This is a genomic window from Oceanobacter sp. 4_MG-2023 (assembly GCF_030689165.1).
In the GTDB taxonomy this organism is placed as follows: Bacteria; Pseudomonadota; Gammaproteobacteria; order Pseudomonadales; family Oceanobacteraceae; genus Oceanobacter.
Genome location: NZ_JAUYVV010000004.1, coordinates 85,352 through 103,006, shown reverse-complemented (window position 1 = coordinate 103,006; position 17,655 = coordinate 85,352). Strand labels below are relative to the sequence as shown.

Annotated in this window: 19 protein-coding genes; 10 read left to right on the top strand and 9 right to left on the bottom strand. The window is 54.0% G+C overall.

The annotated features are described in order from the left end of the window. Nucleotides 1-672, top strand: a complete 672-nt coding sequence (locus Q8W24_RS05065) for a hypothetical protein (RefSeq protein WP_303433877.1) — start codon at nt 1-3, stop codon at nt 670-672. Nucleotides 673-772: 100 nt separating this feature from the next. Here the strand turns inward: Q8W24_RS05065 and Q8W24_RS05060 are convergent, their stop codons facing one another. After that, the gene (locus Q8W24_RS05060; protein ID WP_305452310.1) at nt 773-1,498 is read right to left on the bottom strand and encodes a 16S rRNA (uracil(1498)-N(3))-methyltransferase; all 726 of its coding nucleotides are present in this window, start codon (nt 1,496-1,498) and stop codon (nt 773-775) included. Between the two features lie 244 nt (nt 1,499-1,742). On the opposite strand from Q8W24_RS05060, the gene Q8W24_RS05055 reads away from it, so the two are divergent. The 3 genes from Q8W24_RS05055 to dxs all read left to right on the top strand — a co-directional run bounded on the left by Q8W24_RS05055 (nt 1,743) and on the right by dxs (nt 4,950). After that, complete coding sequence (locus Q8W24_RS05055; RefSeq protein WP_303433873.1) at nt 1,743-1,985, top strand: exodeoxyribonuclease VII small subunit; 243 nt, start codon at nt 1,743-1,745, stop codon at nt 1,983-1,985. Continuing rightward, nucleotides 1,982-2,881 (top strand): (2E,6E)-farnesyl diphosphate synthase, encoded by a 900-nt coding sequence (gene ispA / locus Q8W24_RS05050; RefSeq protein ID WP_303433872.1) that lies wholly within the window; start codon nt 1,982-1,984, stop codon nt 2,879-2,881. Before Q8W24_RS05055 ends, ispA begins: the two co-directional genes overlap by 4 nt. Before the next feature lie 188 nt (nt 2,882-3,069). After that, nucleotides 3,070-4,950: a 1-deoxy-D-xylulose-5-phosphate synthase gene (gene dxs, locus Q8W24_RS05045; protein ID WP_305414411.1), complete on the top strand. Its 1,881-nt coding sequence runs from the start codon at nt 3,070-3,072 to the stop codon at nt 4,948-4,950. Nucleotides 4,951-5,088: 138 nt separating this feature from the next. Here dxs and ribA read toward each other — a convergent pair whose 3' ends face one another. Then, complete coding sequence (ribA, locus tag Q8W24_RS05040) at nt 5,089-5,721, bottom strand: GTP cyclohydrolase II (RefSeq protein ID WP_305414410.1); 633 nt, start codon at nt 5,719-5,721, stop codon at nt 5,089-5,091. Nucleotides 5,722-5,953: 232 nt separating this feature from the next. On the opposite strand from ribA, the gene Q8W24_RS05035 reads away from it, so the two are divergent. Further along, entirely contained in the window at nt 5,954-6,631 is a 678-nt protein-coding gene (locus Q8W24_RS05035) for a zinc metallopeptidase (RefSeq protein WP_305474596.1), read from the top strand. 22 nt (nt 6,632-6,653) lie between these two features. On the opposite strand, the gene Q8W24_RS05030 is transcribed toward Q8W24_RS05035, so the two are convergent. Then, complete coding sequence (locus Q8W24_RS05030) at nt 6,654-7,124, bottom strand: phosphatidylglycerophosphatase A (protein ID WP_305414408.1); 471 nt, start codon at nt 7,122-7,124, stop codon at nt 6,654-6,656. A gap of 102 nt (nt 7,125-7,226) precedes the next feature. Then, the gene (locus tag Q8W24_RS05025) at nt 7,227-9,446 is read right to left on the bottom strand and encodes a primosomal protein N' (RefSeq protein ID WP_305414407.1); all 2,220 of its coding nucleotides are present in this window, start codon (nt 9,444-9,446) and stop codon (nt 7,227-7,229) included. A 188-nt stretch (nt 9,447-9,634) separates the two neighbouring features. Between Q8W24_RS05025 and rpmE the strand changes: the two genes are divergently transcribed. Further along, nucleotides 9,635-9,847 (top strand): 50S ribosomal protein L31, encoded by a 213-nt coding sequence (rpmE, locus tag Q8W24_RS05020; RefSeq protein ID WP_303433859.1) that lies wholly within the window; start codon nt 9,635-9,637, stop codon nt 9,845-9,847. A gap of 209 nt (nt 9,848-10,056) precedes the next feature. On the opposite strand, the gene Q8W24_RS05015 is transcribed toward rpmE, so the two are convergent. From Q8W24_RS05015 to Q8W24_RS05000, 4 genes are all read right to left on the bottom strand, one after another. Next, a complete protein-coding gene (locus Q8W24_RS05015; RefSeq protein ID WP_305414404.1) occupies nt 10,057-11,454 on the bottom strand; it encodes an APC family permease in 1,398 nt (465 codons plus the stop codon). Nucleotides 11,455-11,492: 38 nt separating this feature from the next. Further along, entirely contained in the window at nt 11,493-12,785 is a 1,293-nt protein-coding gene (locus Q8W24_RS05010; protein WP_305474595.1) for an FAD-binding oxidoreductase, read from the bottom strand. Nucleotides 12,786-12,832: 47 nt separating this feature from the next. Further along, nucleotides 12,833-13,252 carry a Rid family hydrolase gene (locus Q8W24_RS05005; protein ID WP_305474594.1) on the bottom strand — a complete coding sequence of 140 codons (420 nt, stop codon included), beginning with the start codon at nt 13,250-13,252 and terminating at the stop codon, nt 12,833-12,835. Nucleotides 13,253-13,323: 71 nt separating this feature from the next. After that, entirely contained in the window at nt 13,324-14,463 is a 1,140-nt protein-coding gene (locus tag Q8W24_RS05000) for a tyramine oxidase subunit B (RefSeq protein ID WP_305474593.1), read from the bottom strand. Nucleotides 14,464-14,715: 252 nt separating this feature from the next. Here Q8W24_RS05000 and Q8W24_RS04995 point away from each other — a divergent pair, with 252 nt between their 5' ends. Beyond that, on the top strand, nt 14,716-15,549 hold the full coding sequence (locus Q8W24_RS04995) for a helix-turn-helix domain-containing protein (protein ID WP_370693304.1): 834 nt from the start codon (nt 14,716-14,718) through the stop codon (nt 15,547-15,549). Between the two features lie 148 nt (nt 15,550-15,697). On the opposite strand, the gene Q8W24_RS04990 is transcribed toward Q8W24_RS04995, so the two are convergent. Continuing rightward, nucleotides 15,698-16,345: an MBL fold metallo-hydrolase gene (locus tag Q8W24_RS04990; RefSeq protein ID WP_370693303.1), complete on the bottom strand. Its 648-nt coding sequence runs from the start codon at nt 16,343-16,345 to the stop codon at nt 15,698-15,700. 266 nt (nt 16,346-16,611) lie between these two features. Here Q8W24_RS04990 and Q8W24_RS04985 point away from each other — a divergent pair, with 266 nt between their 5' ends. The 3 genes from Q8W24_RS04985 (at nt 16,612) to Q8W24_RS04980 (ending at nt 17,620) form a co-directional block, all read left to right on the top strand. Continuing rightward, entirely contained in the window at nt 16,612-16,788 is a 177-nt protein-coding gene (locus tag Q8W24_RS04985; RefSeq protein WP_305414400.1) for a hypothetical protein, read from the top strand. Next, a complete protein-coding gene (locus Q8W24_RS16885; RefSeq protein WP_370693302.1) occupies nt 16,766-16,855 on the top strand; it encodes a helix-turn-helix domain-containing protein in 90 nt (29 codons plus the stop codon). Before Q8W24_RS04985 ends, Q8W24_RS16885 begins: the two co-directional genes overlap by 23 nt. Nucleotides 16,856-16,936: 81 nt before the next feature. Continuing rightward, nucleotides 16,937-17,620 (top strand): DUF4145 domain-containing protein, encoded by a 684-nt coding sequence (locus Q8W24_RS04980; RefSeq protein ID WP_305474592.1) that lies wholly within the window; start codon nt 16,937-16,939, stop codon nt 17,618-17,620. Nucleotides 17,621-17,655 lie beyond the last annotated feature (35 nt).

The window sequence follows — 17,655 nt, the reverse complement described above, 5'->3', positions numbered from 1 at the left end:
ATGTCGTTCGGACAGTTTGTTGCGCTGGCCAGTTTTGTGTTATCGATGGGAACCATCGCCGTGACCTATGCGGTGGGAACGGCCCAGGGCACCGCGGAACTTTGCAATCCGTTTCTCGATGGCTGTACCGATATTACCCATACCGGCATGAAGGGAGACGCCGGGTTTATCTTCCGGGGCGGCATGATTACCGCCTGCGCCTTTTTCATGATCTGGTGGCAGGTTATGAGCACCTGGTTGGCCGGGCACAGTCATCGACTGACTTTAGCCATCATGCAGTTTTTTGGTGTGCTGGCGGCTTTGGGGCTGCTGGTTGGTACTGCGGTTTTATTACCGGACAAGTCAGCAACTCACTGGGGTGTGCATGTCCGTGGCGCCAATCTGTTTTTTCAGGGCATGTTGGTGGCGCTGACGATTAACTATGTATTGATCTGGCGTGGCCGCAGGCGAGGTTTGCAGGTGCCATCGTTCTGGTTGAAAACCGTTTTGATGGCGTTGCTGTGGTTCCAGTTTATTGCTTTTGCAGGTGTCACCATCGGTATGGATATGAGCCATGGCAAACGTCTGATCGAGTGGTGGGCGACGCTGTTTATTGGCGTGTATTTTCTTAGCAGCTGGTGGGACTGGTCGTCGCTCCGGCTTGGGGTGGTCAGTACGCCGTCCCGTGAGTAGCTGTGGGTGGGTTGAGTCTGTCGTTGGTTCTGATCTCTGGCGGCAGCGGCGGTTATTGCTGCGCAAGCCAAGCGTTACAAGCGTTGCGAGTTAATAGCAGTTAAAAGTCACCCCATAAAAATTGCAAGACCGAGACTGCAGCCAGTGCGGCGGTTTCGGTACGCAGAATCCTTGGCCCCAGCAACAGACCCTGAAAACCATGAGCCGCCCCTGCGGCGACTTCGGTATCTGTCAGACCACCTTCGGGGCCAACCAATAAAGCAACACTGGCTGGCGGATGAGCTTGTTGCAGCGGCTGCTGGTTGTGTGGATGTAATATCAGCCGCCGTTCAGCATCACATCGGGCATACCAGTCGTTCAGGGACAGAGCCGGCAAAACCTGTGGAATACGGTTGCGACCACTTTGTTCGCAGGCGGATAACGCGACCTTTTGCCAGTGTTCGATTTTCTTCTCGAGCCGCTCACCTTTCAGGCGGACATCGCAGCGTTCACTGAACAGCGGGGTGATCTGGCTGACCCCCAGCTCGGTGGCTTTCTGGATGGTGAAATCCATCTTGTCGCCCTTGGAGATAACCTGGCCGAGGTGGAGCGGTAATGGAGGTATGGCCTCTGCGGCAGAGGCTGTAACAATATGTATTTCCGCCTGCTTTTTATTGGCCGTAGCGATAGTGCCCTGATACTCACAGCCGTCACCATTAAACAGCCGCACCGGAGCCGTCACGGTCAGGCGCAGCACCCGCAACAGGTGCAGGCTGGGCTGCTCATCGAGCGTAACGGTTTGCCCGACGATCAAGGGCTGATTGGTAAAAATTCTCGGTGACGACATCGTTTTCTCCACAGGCAATCGCGGCGGATAATAGCACCGGCAGCGGGGATGACACAGTGTCACGCCATGGCTTTTGTTTCCCTAGGATTCAGCGTCTGCACCGGCTTCCGTGCCGCAGAGGCTCAACTGCCGACCGGGTATTCCAGCGCGCAAACATCTCTGTTCTATGGCAAAAACTGGCCGTCAGACTTGTTGAAGCTGCAGTCAGGCGCTACTGTGGCGGCACACAGCGTGGGTAGGTGTTATGAGCGATAAACAACAAGCATTTGATTTTGAACAGTCGCTGGCAGAGCTGACGTCTCTGGTACAGCGAATGGAAAGTGGTGAACTGACTCTGGAGCAGTCTCTGGGAGCGTTTGAGCAAGGGATTCGGCTGACCCGCTCGTGTCAGCAGGCACTGGCCGAGGCGGAACAGAAAGTAACGTTGCTGACTGAGCAGAATGGCCAGAGTCTGGCACAACCCATGGTTCGGGATGCTTTTGAATGAGCCTGTTGCCAGAACGGCTGACCGCCGTGCAAAAACAGCTGGAACAGCAATTGCGGGCAGCCGTAATACAGCTGGATAGTTGTGATTCACGGCTGGCCGAAGCCATGCAATACGGCTTGCTTAATGGTGGCAAGCGCTTACGGCCATTATTGGCCTATGCCGCTGCAGAAGCATTGGGTGGCCAGCCAGGCCAGGCCGATAGCGCGGCGACAGCACTGGAAATGGTGCACAGCTACAGTCTGATCCACGACGATTTACCGGCGATGGACGATGACGACCTGCGACGTGGCAAACCCACGACTCATATTGCCTTTGATGAAGCCTCGGCCATTCTGGCAGGTGACGCCTTGCTGACCGGCGCTTTTGAAATCCTGCTGGCTGATGACAGCCTGTCGGCAGAGCAGCGGCTGGCGATGACCACACTGCTGGCCAGAGCGGCCGGAGCGTTTGGTATGGTCGGAGGACAAAGCATCGACCTCAACCATGTCGGCAAGCCCATGTCTCTGGTTGAGCTGGAGCAGATGCACCGGGGTAAAACCGGCGCATTGATTCGCGCCTCCGTGATGCTGGGAGCCATGTCGGTGCGCTGGCCACTGGCAGCCGGGCAAGAACAGGCATTGACTGACTACGCCAATGCCATCGGGCTGGCCTTCCAGGTTCAGGATGACATTCTCGATGTGGAAGGGGATACCTCGACTCTGGGCAAGCAGGCGGGAGCTGATATTGCTCTCAACAAACCGACCTATCCGGCCTTGTTGGGGATGGATGCCGCTCGACAAAAAGCGCTGGAACTGTGTCAGCAAGCCCAGGCAGCCTTGCTGGTATTGCAGCAAGACGGCGGCCAAACCGGCTTGCTGCAACAGATTGCCGACTATGTGATTGAGCGTAATCACTGACCTGGCCTGCTCCCGGAGCCAGCCGCAGGTTGGCCAGGGCAGGACAGATACCGGAAGGAATCATGACCAAGGTGGCTATTGGCCTACTCAATAGCCACCGCAATCGTTAGAATGGTCGCCCTTTTTTGCTATTACGTAGCAGCATCTGCGCAATATCTGATGCTCAACGACCGGAAACACAACGCCTGATGTTTACCGAAATACCGAGTTCTCGTCCTCTTACTCCTTTACTGGATGCTATCAATCAGCCTGCCGACTTGCGTCTGCTGGCGCCGGAGCAACTTCAGGAGGTCTGCTGTCAGCTGCGAGAATACCTGCTCTACAGTGTTGGACAGTCAGGCGGGCACTTTGCTGCCGGACTTGGCGTGGTGGAACTGACGGTTGCATTACACTATGTCTTTAACACCCCGGATGACCGTCTGGTGTGGGATGTCGGCCATCAAGCCTACCCCCATAAAATACTCACCGGTCGCCGTGAAGCAATGCCCCTTATTCGCAGTGAAGAAGGCCCGGCCGCGTTTCCACATCGTAATGAGAGCGTATACGACACCTTTGGCGTAGGTCATTCCAGTACCTCCATTGGTGCAGCACTGGGCATGGCGCTGGGTTTTCGCCAGCAAGGACTGGAGCAGGAATCGGTTGCCATTATCGGCGATGGAGCCATCACCGCCGGTATGGCGTTTGAGGCGCTGAACCATGCCGGTCATGTCAAAGCCGATATGCTGGTTATTCTGAACGACAACGATATGTCGATTTCCAATAACGTCGGCGCATTAAACAAGTATTTCACCCGCATCTGGTCATCGAAAACCTATTCCGCCATGCGGGCGGGCAGCAAAAAAGTATTGGAGAAAATCCCGTCAGCGTGGGAATTTGCCCGCCGTACCGAAGAGCATATGAAAGGCATGGTGGCTCCGGGCACCCTGTTTGAAGAGCTGGGTTTTAACTACTATGGCCCGATCGATGGCCATGATCTTGGCGAGCTGGTCCAGACCCTGACCAACCTGGCGAAAATGAAAGGGCCGCGCTTCCTGCATATCGTTACGCGCAAGGGCAAGGGTTTCGAACCTGCGGAGCAAGACCCGATTGGTTATCACGCCCTGAAGCCGGTGCATCAGGCATCGACTGCGGTCAAAAAACCGACCTACTCGAATATCTTCGGCGAATGGCTGTGCGATATGGCTGCCGCTGATGCACGGCTGGTCGGTATTACTCCGGCGATGCGCGAAGGCTCTGACCTGATTCGTTTTTCACATGAATTCCCGGATCGTTATTACGACGTTGCCATTGCTGAGCAGCATGCGGTGACGCTGGCGGCCGGTCTGGCGTGTGAAGGCAGCAAGCCGGTGGTTGCCATTTATTCGACTTTTCTGCAACGGGCGTACGATCAGCTGATACACGATGTGGCGTTGCAAAATCTGGATGTATTGTTTGCCATCGACCGCGCCGGACTGGTCGGGGAAGACGGCCCGACCCACCATGGCGCCTTCGATCTCAGCTATCTGCGCTGTATTCCGAATCTGGTCGTGATGACACCATCTGATGAAAACGAATGTCGCCAGATGCTGTATAGCGGTTATCAACATATTGGCCCGGCAGCGGTGCGTTATCCTCGTGGCAGCGGCCCCGGCATGGAGACAGAGACCACCATGGCGGTCGTGCCGCTTGGTAAGGGGCGGATTGTGCGCTCATCGACCGCTGCTGCCGGCCAGCGAGTGGCCTTGCTGGGCTTTGGTGCCCCGTTAAGCAGCGCGCTGGCAATAGCGGAAGCGCTGGATGCGACCGTTGCGGACATGCGGTTTGTCAAACCACTGGATGATGCCCTGGTTGCCTCGCTGGCAGAATCTCATGACCTGCTGGTAACGCTGGAAGAAAACGCCACGGCGGGTGGAGCAGGCAGTGCAGTGCTGGAATCCCTGGCGGCTGCGGGCGTGATGGTACCGGTTTTACTGACGGGATTACCCGATCGCTATATCGAACATGCCAGCCCGGATCGCCAATGGCTGGATGCCGGTCTTGATAGCAACCATGTGCTGGAGCGGATTCAGCAGCGTCTGGCGCAGCTCTGACCGCTCCAATCGTCGGCCAGTGTTAATCGCTGGCCGGTCTGGCCTTGGAGGACGGTTTGGCTTATGGGCCACTGGGAAAACAGCCCAGGTCAGCTCCAGGCAGTAGACAATGGACAGTCGACAGAGACCGGAAAGACCTCAGACCGGCTCATCATCCTGATGAGTCAGCGGCGCAACGGCGGTATTGCTGAGCATATGCCCCAGCTTGCTGGCCTTGGTGGTGAGATAGCCATCGTTGTACGGGTTTCTGCCCACTTCGATGGCCACTCGCTCAATGACTTTCACACCGGCTTCTGACAGAGCCTTCACCTTGCGCGGGTTGTTGGTCATCAGGCGCACGGCATGAATACCCAAATGGCTCAGCATGGGTTCACACATGCTGTAGTCACGCATATCGGCACCAAACCCCAGCTGCTCATTGGCTTCGACCGTATCGGCGCCCTGATCTTGCAGGTGATAGGCACGGATTTTGTTCAACAGACCAATGCCACGGCCTTCCTGACGCAAGTACAGCACCACACCATGGCCTGCCTCTGCCACCGAACGCATCGCTTCTTCAAGCTGATAACCACAATCGCAGCGCATGCTGAATAACGCATCACCGGTCAGGCACTCGGAGTGAGCACGGGCGAGTACCGGCTCGCCGTTGCCAACATCCCCCAGCGTCAGTGCCACATGCTCTTTGCCGGCAACGGTGTCTTCAAATCCGTGCATGGTAAAGACGCCAAATGGCGTTGGCAGCTTGGACGATGCAATGTATTGGATACTCAAGGCTCTCACCTCCGATAAAACAAGCGGCGTATTCTATCAGCACGAACCATAATCCCCCAAACTTCCCTGACCTTAAAAACGGGACTTGTTGGTGTCACAATGGCACATCGCTGCTTCTGGCCTTGGCAAAGGTTCGAAAATGGCATACATCACCTCGAAACAGAGCATTACGAGGGAATTCTTCCAGCGTCGTAAAGCGTCTGGTTAACACACTGTTGCACAGGATATATAGATGCTGATGATCGCCGGGGTCGTTATTTTGCTGCTGGTACTGGTTTTGCCTGGGTTATGGGTACGCCACGTGCTGACTCGTCACAGCTCGGTGCGTGACGATTTTCCCGGAACCGGGGGAGATATGGCCCGGCACCTGATCCACAAGCTGGAGCTGGAACAGGTGGTGGTCGAAGCAACAGAACAAGGCGACCACTATGACCCCCAACAGCATGCCGTGCGACTGACCGCCGACAAGCTCGATGGCAAGTCGCTCACCGCAGTAGTGGTGGCGGCCCATGAAGTAGGCCATGCCCTGCAGCACCAGCGTGGCGAGCGGATGTTCTCCTGGCGTCAGGGGCTGGCAGTACTGGCGAGCTGGATGCAACGGCTGGCACCGGTGGCACTGTTGCTGTCGCCCTTGCTGCTGGCGGTACAGCCCGGACTGTCACGCTGGACATTGTTGATTGCGGCACTGGCGATGAGCATCAACACCCTGGTGCATCTGGTAACCTTGCCGGTCGAGCTGGATGCCAGTTTTAACAAAGCCCTGCCGCTGTTACAGCAAGGCCAGTACCTGGATGACGCCGATATGCTTCATGCCCGCACCATTTTGCGAGCCGCCGCCCTGACGTACGTTGCCGGTTCCCTGATGAGTCTGTTGAATATCTGGCGCTGGTTGCGTTATTTGCGGCGTTAGAGCGGGTGTTAGATCAGCACCCTCAGATCAACACCCAGGCCGCCAGCTGCAAGCAGACCAGAGCGAAGATACCTGCCAGTACATCGTCAATCATAATGCCAAAACCGCCTTCGACCTGTTCATCCAGCCATTTGATCGGCCAGGGCTTGAGGATGTCGAAAAAGCGGAACAAGACAAACCCCGCCAGAATCCATTCCCAGCCAGACGGCAGGGCAATATAGGTAATCCACAAGCCGATCCATTCATCCCAGACAATACCCGGGTGATCATGTACCCCCAGGTCGTGCGACGTTTGCTGGCAAAGGTAAACGCCAAAGGCAAAACCGGCGATCAGGATACCGAGATACGGTAACAGGGGAATGTCCGCCAGCAATAGCAGCCAGACCGGCAGCGCTGCGATGGTGCCAAAGGTGCCCGGTGCTTTGGGGGCCAGACCAGAACCCAGGCCAAACGCGAGCCAATGTGTCCAAGATGTTAATTGCGTGCGAGCCACAGGTTACTCCGTTGATAGCGACCAGAATAAAGCAGCGATGATAAAGAGATGACGGCAGGACCGCCAGTTGGCCGTGTGGTTATTTGGCTGGATTCACCCAGGCTAGAGGGTGTCCTGGGGGTCCACATCCAGATGCCAGCGCACCTGGTGAAAGCCTTTTTGCTGGTGGAGAAAATCCACCAATGGATCGAGTACCGCATGCAGCCCTGTGCGTTCGTCACTCAGGAGCTGCAATTGTTGGCGAAAACGTCCGGCGCGGCGTTCCATAATGGCCGGAAACGGCCCCACCAGGACCAGCGGGGTAATACTGGTCGAGTGCGCCCGGTGCTGGGCCGAGAGCGATTGCAGGAATTGTCGTGCCAGCTGCAACAGCTGCTCGGCCAGATGACGCTGGGGCGATTCCGCCCGTAACATGGCCATATGGCTGTAAGGCGGCAACTGCCGTTGCTGGCGCTCCTGTAACAGCGCCAGCGCCAGTGCGTGATAACCGTCGTTGATCAACAGGTTTAATTGCGGATGGTCGGCGTACAGGGTCTGAATCCACACTTCGCCCGGATGCTCCGCTCGTCCGGCCCGGCCAGCCACCTGCAAGATCAGTTGTGCCGTGTGTTCCATGCCCCGAAAGTCGGCACTGAATAAACCGGCATCGGCATCGAGTACCACCACCATGGTCACCGCCGGGAAATGATGCCCCTTGGCCAGCATTTGAGTACCGATCAATAAGCGCTTGCCGGGGGAATGAATGTCCTCCAGCAACGCATCAAAGGCGTGTTTGTTACGGGCGGTATCGCGATCGACGCGGGTGATCGGCACCTGGGGGAATAACATCGACAGTTCGTCTTGCAGCCGTTCAGTGCCCTGACCCAGGGCTTGAATCTTGTCGCTGTGGCAGTTGGGGCAGAAGCGGGGCACCGCTTGCTGGAAATCACAATGATGGCAGTGCAAATGCGCTGGCGATTGATGCAGTGTTAGCCGGGCGTCGCAGCGAGGGCATTCTGCCAGCCAACCACATTCCTGACACGCCATCAGCGGGGCGTAACCGCGGCGGTTCACAAACACCAGCACCTGGCGGTCAGCGTCCAGATGCTGCTGCATTTTGGCAATCACCGGTTGTGCCAGACCAAAGGTCAATGGTTGATGGAGGATGCTGTGCAAGGTCATGCCCGGCGGCTTGGCCTGACCGGCTCGCTGGGTCAGCTTCAGATGCTGGTAGCGGCCGCTGAGGGCATTGTGCAACGACTCCAGCGACGGAGTTGCCGATCCCAGTACAATGGGAATATTCGCCTGCTTGGCGCGCACCAAGGCAAAATCGCGGGCGGAATAGCGTACCCCATCTTGTTGCTTGAACGAGCTGTCGTGCTCTTCGTCGAGAATAATCAGCCCGAGCTCTGGCATCGGCGTAAAGACCGCCGAGCGCGTACCGATCAGAATACGCGCACTGCCGTCACGGCACTGACACCAGGCTTGCAGGCGTTCGCGGTCATTCAACCCTGAGTGTATCAATGCCACCGGCACATCAACTCGCTCCCGGAAGCGCTGCACTGTTTGTGGCGTCAGGCCGATTTCCGGCACCAGCACCAGCACCTGCCGGCCCTGTTGCAGTGCCTGTTTGAGGTGTTGCAAATACACTTCGGTCTTGCCGGAGCCGGTGATGCCTTCCAGCAAGCTGGCCCGGAATTGCTGCCGTGGTTGGTTCAGTTGTGTCAGGGCTTGCTGTTGCTCGTCGTTGAGAGGCAAGTCGTCGCGCCGACGTAAGGATGTGGCGGGTATGGGCAGGCGCTGTTGTGTTTCGATCAGCCCCAGTTGTGCCAGTCGGCGCAGCTGGGCCAGAGTAAACCCCTGGGCCGTCAGCTCGGCATGGGCCCACACGGGCCGCTGTTGGAATAGCTGCCACAGCGCCTGCTGTTGCTTGCCGCGTAAAGACGGTGTTTCATCATGAGCGGTGGGGCATCGCGACCAGCTTTGCTCCAGCGCCTCTTGCAGGGCGCCGCCGCGCCGCAGCAGTGCCGGTATCATCAGTTCCAGCACTTCCCCCAGACTGTGATGATAATAGCGCGCCAGCCAGCGCCCCAGAGCCAGCTGACTGGCATCCAGCAAGGGAGCATCATCGAGACGTTCGAGTAAGGGCTTGAGCCTGGCTGTTGGCACATCGGTGGTATGAGCGGTACCGACTACGACGGCGGTCAATAACTGCTGGCCAAAGTTAACCCGCACCCGTTGTCCGGGTTTCCAGGTGTCTTCCGGCTCACCGGCTGAAGGAAGATAGTCGAAACAGCGCCGCAAGGGCACGGGTACAGCGACCTGCACGACGTAAAAAGGCATGAAAAGAACTTGCTGGTAAAAGAGGCTCTGGTATTATGCGCGTCCTTATTGTCTGTGCAAGGGGCTGATGTACGGTTTGGCACCGTCATTGGTTCATGGCGACAGCGAGAATTTGATGTTTTCTTAACAGTAGCGCGGTGCCTGTCCGATGGTCGGAAGGTGGCGGCGTGAAGACCCGAGGTGTTCCCATGAAACAAGATATCCATCCTGAATACGCTGAACTGACAGCTACCTGCTCTTGTGGCAATGTTGTTAAAACTCGTTCCGCCAAGCCTGGCGAAATGTATCTGGACGTTTGCTCCGCTTGCCACCCTTTCTATACTGGCAAGCAGAAAACCGTGGATACCGGTGGTCGTATTGATCGCTTCAACAAGCGTTTCGGTGGCTTTGGCAAGAAGTAATCCCTGTTACTGCCAAAGTCCCGCAACACCAAAACCCGCTTCGGCGGGTTTTTTTTGGCCTGGGTTCTGGTTTGGGTTCTGGTTTGGGTTCTGGCTTGGGCTTGGAGAGAGGAGAGTACTACGCCAGTAACAACAATAATGCCGACATCTATTAACAGGGTTAATCATGCCGGCATCGGGATAAACAGGTTAATGACGAATGGTATTGTTTAACTCATATCTGGCTCAAACAGGCCACGCTTCATATAAAATTTTACCCACACGGCAGCAATAATACTTAAAATCAGCAAAATCCCCCCCGTAATGCTATAGACCATTTGAGTCATTTCCGGTGCTGGTGAATTATTCAGAGCAACGTACAGCATCGCGATGATACCCACAATCTGAGGTAGTGGATAAAACGGCGTACGATAAGGGCGTTCATGGTTTGGCATACGCTTGCGTAATACGATGACATTGATATGTGCCACGCTATAAGCCAATAACCAGCTGGTGGTGGCGGCAATAATCAGCATGATCAAGGAGTCGATACCAAAGACAAAATAAGGAATCATTGTTAATCCCGCCATCATGACAATACCCACCCAAGGGGCATCAAAACGGTTATGCGCTTTTAATTGTGGGAAAGCCTGGCCTTCATCTGCCATACCTTTCAGCATTCTTGGCACAGCCGCAAGAATTGTATTCATGGTGCTGCACGTGGCGGCCAGTGCCATGACGGTGGCAATAATCAAACCGCTTTGTCCGAATACGGCATTGGCATAATCGAGGAATGGCAGAGGAGAACCCAATAAAGTATCCAGATCGAGATAAAGGCTGGCACCAAAAATAAAGGCAACAAAAATCGTAAAGATAAAAAACAATGACAAATGCATGGCCATAGGAATACTTTTCTTCGGATTTTTTACCTCACCAATCATTGGGCAAATAAATTCGACGCCCACCATGGTCCATAATGCCAACCCGATCAAGCCAATAAAGCTGCCATCGATAACCCCCGCCATACTCCAGTCAACCGTGGCACCTGTCAGTACCGGGTGTGGTTCAGAAGCACCGGTAATTGCCACCAGGCCGGTCAGGATCAATGCACTGACCAGAATAAATGCCAGAACATTTTGTACCCGGGCAAAGACATCCGTACCAATCAGGTTAGTAATAGTGAAAACCAGCAAAATAAGCAAGGGTATTAATTTTTCTGGTAATACACCGGGTAATAATTCTCCCAGCATGGCATCCACCAAAAACATTTCTACCGGTAATGCCAATACGGCAACCACCACATAACCAGCAAATACAGAAACAATAGCCGGAAAATGCCCAATCGCTTTTTGGGTGTAAGTTGCCAGCGTTCCTTCTTGCGGAAACATCAAGGATAACTCGGCAAAACTCATGGCATTAAATTGCGCCAGTACCAAGGCCGCCACCATGGCAAAGATAAAGCTCAGGCCGCCAATGCCGAGCCCTTGCAGGGCAGAAATCATCGCTCCTTGAACAATCACCAGACCAATACAAATTGCCATCATGGTCAGCAGGCCAATATGGGTCTTTTTATTAGCCCCCGCCTGATCAATCGAGTTTGCCGTTGCTGTGTGTGCAGTACCGCTCATATTCTGTACCTCGTGTGAGTAAAACCGTTATCGGTATTTCAGAGTCGATCAAACCGGTAAGGGTCTGGGTCGATAATGGGAGAAGTATTGGCGACAAGGTCTGCTGCCAATTGCCCTGCTGCTGGCCCGGTACCAAATCCGTGCCCAGAAAACCCGGTGGCGATCGTCAGGCCAGGAATGGCATGAACATGGTCTATCACCGGATTTGAATCGGGTGTTACGTCAATCACGCCAGCCCAGGATTCTTCGATTTGTGCCTGCTTGAAAACAGGCCAGGCGTCGGCAAGATTGGTTAGCGCCTCTTGATTGAGGGCAGGGTTGGCTGATGGATCCAGCGTACGAATTTTCTCAAGCGGAGAAGGGCGATCGGCTCCCCAGCGGCGTGCCAGGGCCAGGTCCTGCAGAAAAGCCCGGCCTAACGAGGTGCGCAAAAAACTGCGCTGGGCACGGAGCTGGCTGAGATAACGCCAGCCAATCAGCAGATGATCGAGGGTGATGGGAGCATCAAGTGCGCCTCGTTGGGTGATAATAAAACCGCCGCCGTCCTGTTTGCGGAAAGAAAAATCCGGGCCACCCACAGCAATATCGGTTGGCCCTGTCATCGGTGTGGTACGTAACACGGAACAAATCAACGGCAGCGTTGGCAGGGCAATACCCTGATTACCGAGAAAACGCCGTGACCAGGCTCCGCCCGCCAACAACACCTGTTCACACCGGATTTCGCCTTTTTCGGTGACAACACCGCTGATTTTACCGGCCGACCTCTCCAATGTTCGTACAGCACAGTGCTGGATCAGGGTTGCCCCTTTGGCGACGGCAGCCCTGGCAATGGCGCTGGTGGCAATCGCGGGTTCGGCCCGGCCGTCCGATGGCGTGTAAATACCACCAACCCACTGACCCTGACCGTTAGGTACATGCTGATCGATGGCCTGTGGCGTCAGTAACTGAGAGTCCAGAGACAGGTCTTGCACTGAGCGTGACCAGGCTTCGTGCATCGCCATCTGTTCGTCGTTTTTGGCCAGAAACATAATGCCGGACTGGCGGTAGCCGACCGACTGGCCGATACGCTCCGGCATCCCGGCCCACAGCCGGTCGGCCGCCTGTGCCAAGGGCACATCGGCGGCATGACGGCTGGTTTTGCGTATCCAGCCCAGGTTGCGTGATGATTGCTCGCCCGCGATATGGCCTTTTTCCAGCAGCACAACGGGGATGTTACGCTCTGCCAGCGTCAGTGCTGCGGTAACACCGACGATGCCTCCACCAATAATGACCACCGTGGTGGCGTCAGGTAATTGATCTGTTGTGTGTACTGCTTCCAGTGTTTTGGTCATAAGATTGCTGCCGACATCAACGGGTTTGCGGGTATCGCCTGGAACGATCAGGCGATGGACATTTCTTCTACGGTGGCTTGGGAAGCGCCGCGATAGGCGGTGACTTCCAGCTCCATCTTGTAGACTGTTGAACCAAGCGGTGGACAAGTCACCGTGGTGGCCGGATTGATGCCTTTGAACTTCTCGCCAACCAATCCCATCACCGCATGAACATCGGCCGGGTCCTGAATAAACACCCGTGAAAACACCACATCGGCGAGACAGGAATCCGCCGCCGCCAAGGCGGTTTCAATATTGCTGAACACCTGGTGCGTTTGCGCCAGCACGTCCTCTGGGATCTCTTTGGTGTGTGGATTACGGCCCGCAGTATTGGAAACGTAAATCCAGCGATCGACAGCAACGAGGCGGGAATAGCTGCCGATTTCTTCGAATTTTGAGTCGGTTTTCAGTTTTAGAATCTGTGTCATTGGGAATATCCAGGGTGTCAAATACAGTCATGCAGAGGAAATAACGGCGCCGGTCACGACGCCGGATGCTGCTAGCACAATTCAGGGCTATCCCAAAGATTCAGCTTGATGCCAATGCCTTGCTCAATTGCCGTGCGATAAATCACGGTGGCCCAGGCAACGTCTTCGACGGGCATGCCGCCAACCGATAAAATGATGATTTCTTCATCATTCGCCCGACCTGGAGTGGCTCCGGCGGTGATGGCTCCGAGGTCTTCGAGCTGATCCAGCGATAACTTGCCCTCGTCGACCATATCCATAAAACGGGCACCAATGATGGGAATATACTGGTGAGCCGGTTTTGGCACTTCTTCAAACCAGGCTTGATATAAGCCGGTGTTATCCAGCACTTTACGGACATCGTTTGTTTCCATCGTATCATCGAGACGACAATACGCTGGCATCGAAAGGAAACAGCCGGGTTTTACCCATTCTCTTTTGACTTCCGGATAACTGGACACATCACCGGTTTCGTTAGAATTGCAATAGGTTACGATATCGGAATCACGTACCACCTCTTCAAGAGTATCGACAGTGGTAATCGTAGTAATTTGAGGGTAGGTTTCCTTAACCCAGCCAATAAAGCTATCGAGGCTTTTTTGCCCACGACCTTTTACCTTGATGGTGTCGATATCCGGGCAAGTGGCCATAAAGGCCGCAATAGACGTTTTACCCATAACGCCAGGCCCCAATAAACCCACCACTTTGGAATCTTTACGGGCAAGGTGGCGTGCACCAACACCAGGAACCGCACCGGTACGATAAGCCGATAGCAGGTTGGCCGACATATAAGCCATGGGAGCACCGGTATCGATATCGTTCAGAATAAACATAAGAATTGAACGCGGCAGGCCTTTTTCACGGTTGGCAATATTGGAGCCATACCATTTCACTCCGCAAGTCTGGAACTCTCCACCCAAATAAGCCGGCATGGCCATAAGACGACGATCGGCAGTAGGTTTTGGCATTGTCGGAAATGGAGATTCTTCGGGGAAGGTAATCATGGCACCGTGGGAATCACTATTCGGGCCAGCCATACGATAATCACCTTTATATAACAAGGTGAACATGCTTTCCATTGTGTCGACACATTTTTCCATATCCATAACGCCGGCTTTGATCATGTCCGGCTCGGAAAGATAAATAAAATCGATTTTCGTATTCTCTGACATAACAGCACCTTGAATCTGGGAATGAGCACTTCTGTACTTTTATTCAGCTGCCATACGCTCATCAGAATCAATAATGACGAGTCAAACTCATGAGCGAGACGGGCTGAGGAAAAATACGATCCTAGACGTCGAAAAATCATCCGTATTGAACTTTTGCGACATGGAATCAAGAAATATCAACTTCAAAAAATCTGGCACTGGCTTTGCTATGGATTGCGTATCTTCGAAATATCAAGCGAGCGAATCCAGGTTATGTCACATACTTCCCTTGTTCATTGTCTTGCTGGAATTCGTTCCAAACAGCCTTGGTTGGTGCTTAATTCGGCCGAGAGATTTTATCTTTCAGGGTCTGACAATCCGCTCATTTCTCACTTTTACAGTTTTGAAGCCAAAGACTCCGTCGAAGCGACGTTTGCCATACCGGACGGTTGTGTTGATATACTGTTTGACTGCGACAGCAGCCATCCCACCGCCGAAGTTTTTGGCACGCCGATGAAGGCCATCGACATCGACCTGAACAGCCATCACCGTTATTTTGGGGTGCGTTTTGTGTCCGGCACCATGCCGGATTTTCTGAACGTCTCGGCGGAAGAGCTGATCGAGCAGCACTTTGCTTTTCAGGAGCTGGTTCCTGAGTCAAATCAAGTGTTTGAAGCGATTGTTGGCAGCGCCAGTTTTGCTGAACAAATTGAAATCTTCGGGCGTTTTTGTGATGGCAAGGAGATGCGGAAATCATCCCGATTGACGACCCAGGCGATCCGCAGTATTTGCGAGAGCCATGGCAGTATTCACATCAACGATCTGGAGGCATTGACCGGATATACCACGCGCTCACTGCAGAGGCAGTTCCGGGCCGATATGGGCATGTCACCCAAGGCATTCAGCCAGATTATCCGTTGCCAATCGGCGGTTTACGACATCAATCACAGTGATCAGGTAGCCTTTTCCGACTTGGCATCCGACCTCGGTTTCAGCGACCAATCCCACTTTTCCAGAGAATTCAAAAAACAGGTGAACACCACGCCTCTGGATTATCTGAAGCGAGTGAAGCACGAAACTTACCTGGAACGGATTCGCTATGTGTGAGCAATCAATGTTCACTGAACATAATTTCGCACTAATTTTGTGCTGAAACGGAGTGATATACACCAGTCTGACGGGATTTAGTGGTTGGCCTGCATAAAGCAATTGGCTCAAATAACCACATTGGCCCCAATAAACGCATGAGGCAGAGCTACCCGCGTTGGTCAGCCACAAAAGGATTGCTCTTGCGCTCATGACCAAAGGTTGAACGTGGGCCATGACCTGGGACAAATTCAATCTCATCCCCCAATGGGAACAACTTGTCGCGAATAGAATGGATCAGATCGGCGTGGTTTCCCTGTGGAAAGTCGGTACGTCCAATCGAACCGTTAAACAGCACATCCCCGACCAACGCCAGCTGCTGCTCTGGCTGCACAAATACCACATGGCCCGGCGTATGGCCCGGCGTATGAATCACCTCCAGCGTGACATCCCCAACCGTGACCTGATCACCGTCACTGAGCCAGCGATCTGGAGTAAACATCTCAACATCCGGCAGACCAAACATCTGAGCCTGCTGTGACAGCGCCTGAATCCAGAAATTATCCCCCTTGTGCGGCCCTTCGATCGGTAACTGGTAACGTTTGGCCAGCTCGGCCGTGCCACCGACATGATCGAGGTGAGCATGCGTCAGCAAGATTTTTTCCGGCTTGGCACCCATGGCGTCGAGTTTGGCGACGATGCGATCAATATCGCCACCAGGATCAACAATGGCCGCCTGATGCGTGGCTTCACACATCAGAATGGTGCAGTTTTGCTGAAAGGCGGTTACCGGCACGGTGGCAGTGATCAGGGCCATGGTGGTGTTCTCTCTGACTGGTTGTGATTCTGAAAATTATGATGATGCGGCCGTCGGCCGTGGTGGCCACTGTAGCAGAATTTTTTCAGCGTCGGCGTCTGCTTGTAGGTGCAGAAGGCGTTGACGCTGATTCGACGCCGTTGTTCGTCTTCTCGTATGTCGAACCAGAAACCACCTGTTGGTGCCCTGTTTGATGTCTTGTTTGGTACTCGGAACCATTTGGAATCGTCATTTCTTCAACTGTCCAAAACAGGCAGTGACACATCATGGCCGACAACATATTTGAAATTGATATCGAAGCCTTTGGCCAGGCACGTCAATCGGGCCAGCCAATCAATGGCAAAGATGGCCAGCTCACATTTCTGATCAAGCAAGTCATTGAATGTTATATTGGTTCAATGATTCCAGACATCAACGCAGGTGGACTTAGAGGCGTTCGATAAGCTTTGCGAATTATTGGATTGCCAAGTGAATGAATTATTGCAGCGAGTGCCTGGCAGCACACACTGAGAAAAGACAGGGAGTTTTGAGTTTATGACGTCGGCTGATCACACCAGTAACTTTGGCTTTCTCGCCGAGCACGATGCACTATTGGTCGAGCTAGCCCTGTCAGCAGAGCGCGCTTTTGCCAGCGATCCAAACACAACGTTGATAAAACTGCGTCAGTTGGGAGAAGCCTTGGCTCAGCACATGGCAGCACTGGCGGGAGTGCCGTTCGACGAACAAACGACCCAAGCTGATCTGCTCTATAAAATAAACCGGGAATTGAAGTTAGAGCCTGTCGTACGAGAGCTCTTCCATACGCTGCGCATAGAAGGCAATAAAGCCACGCACCAATTCAAAACCCAGCATAAAGAAGCCATTAGTGGCTTGGTTGTCGCTCGTAAATTGGCCATCTGGTTTCATCAATCTTTTGGAAAATCGGGCACCCGGTTTAAACCTGGCCCTTTTATTCCGCTCGCAGACCCCAGTGAACAGCTTCACAAGCTGCAAAATGAAATTGCCCAGCTTAAAAATGACCTGCAACAGGCCAACCTCGATCTTGGCTCCAGTCAGCAGCTTAATGAGCTGATTGGCAAAGAAAAAGATGAATACGAAGCGCACCGGGGTTACACACTCGATCAAGAAATGGCCGAAGGTGAAATCGCCACAGACTTGCACGCCGATACAGTCAAGCGCTTGTTAGACGAAGCCTTCAAAGCATTCTACAGCGGAGAATACAACCAGGCAGCAGCCATGAACATCAGCGATGCCATTTGTCCACAGATAGGATAACCCTGACAACAACTCTCAACCGAATAAAGTGGATG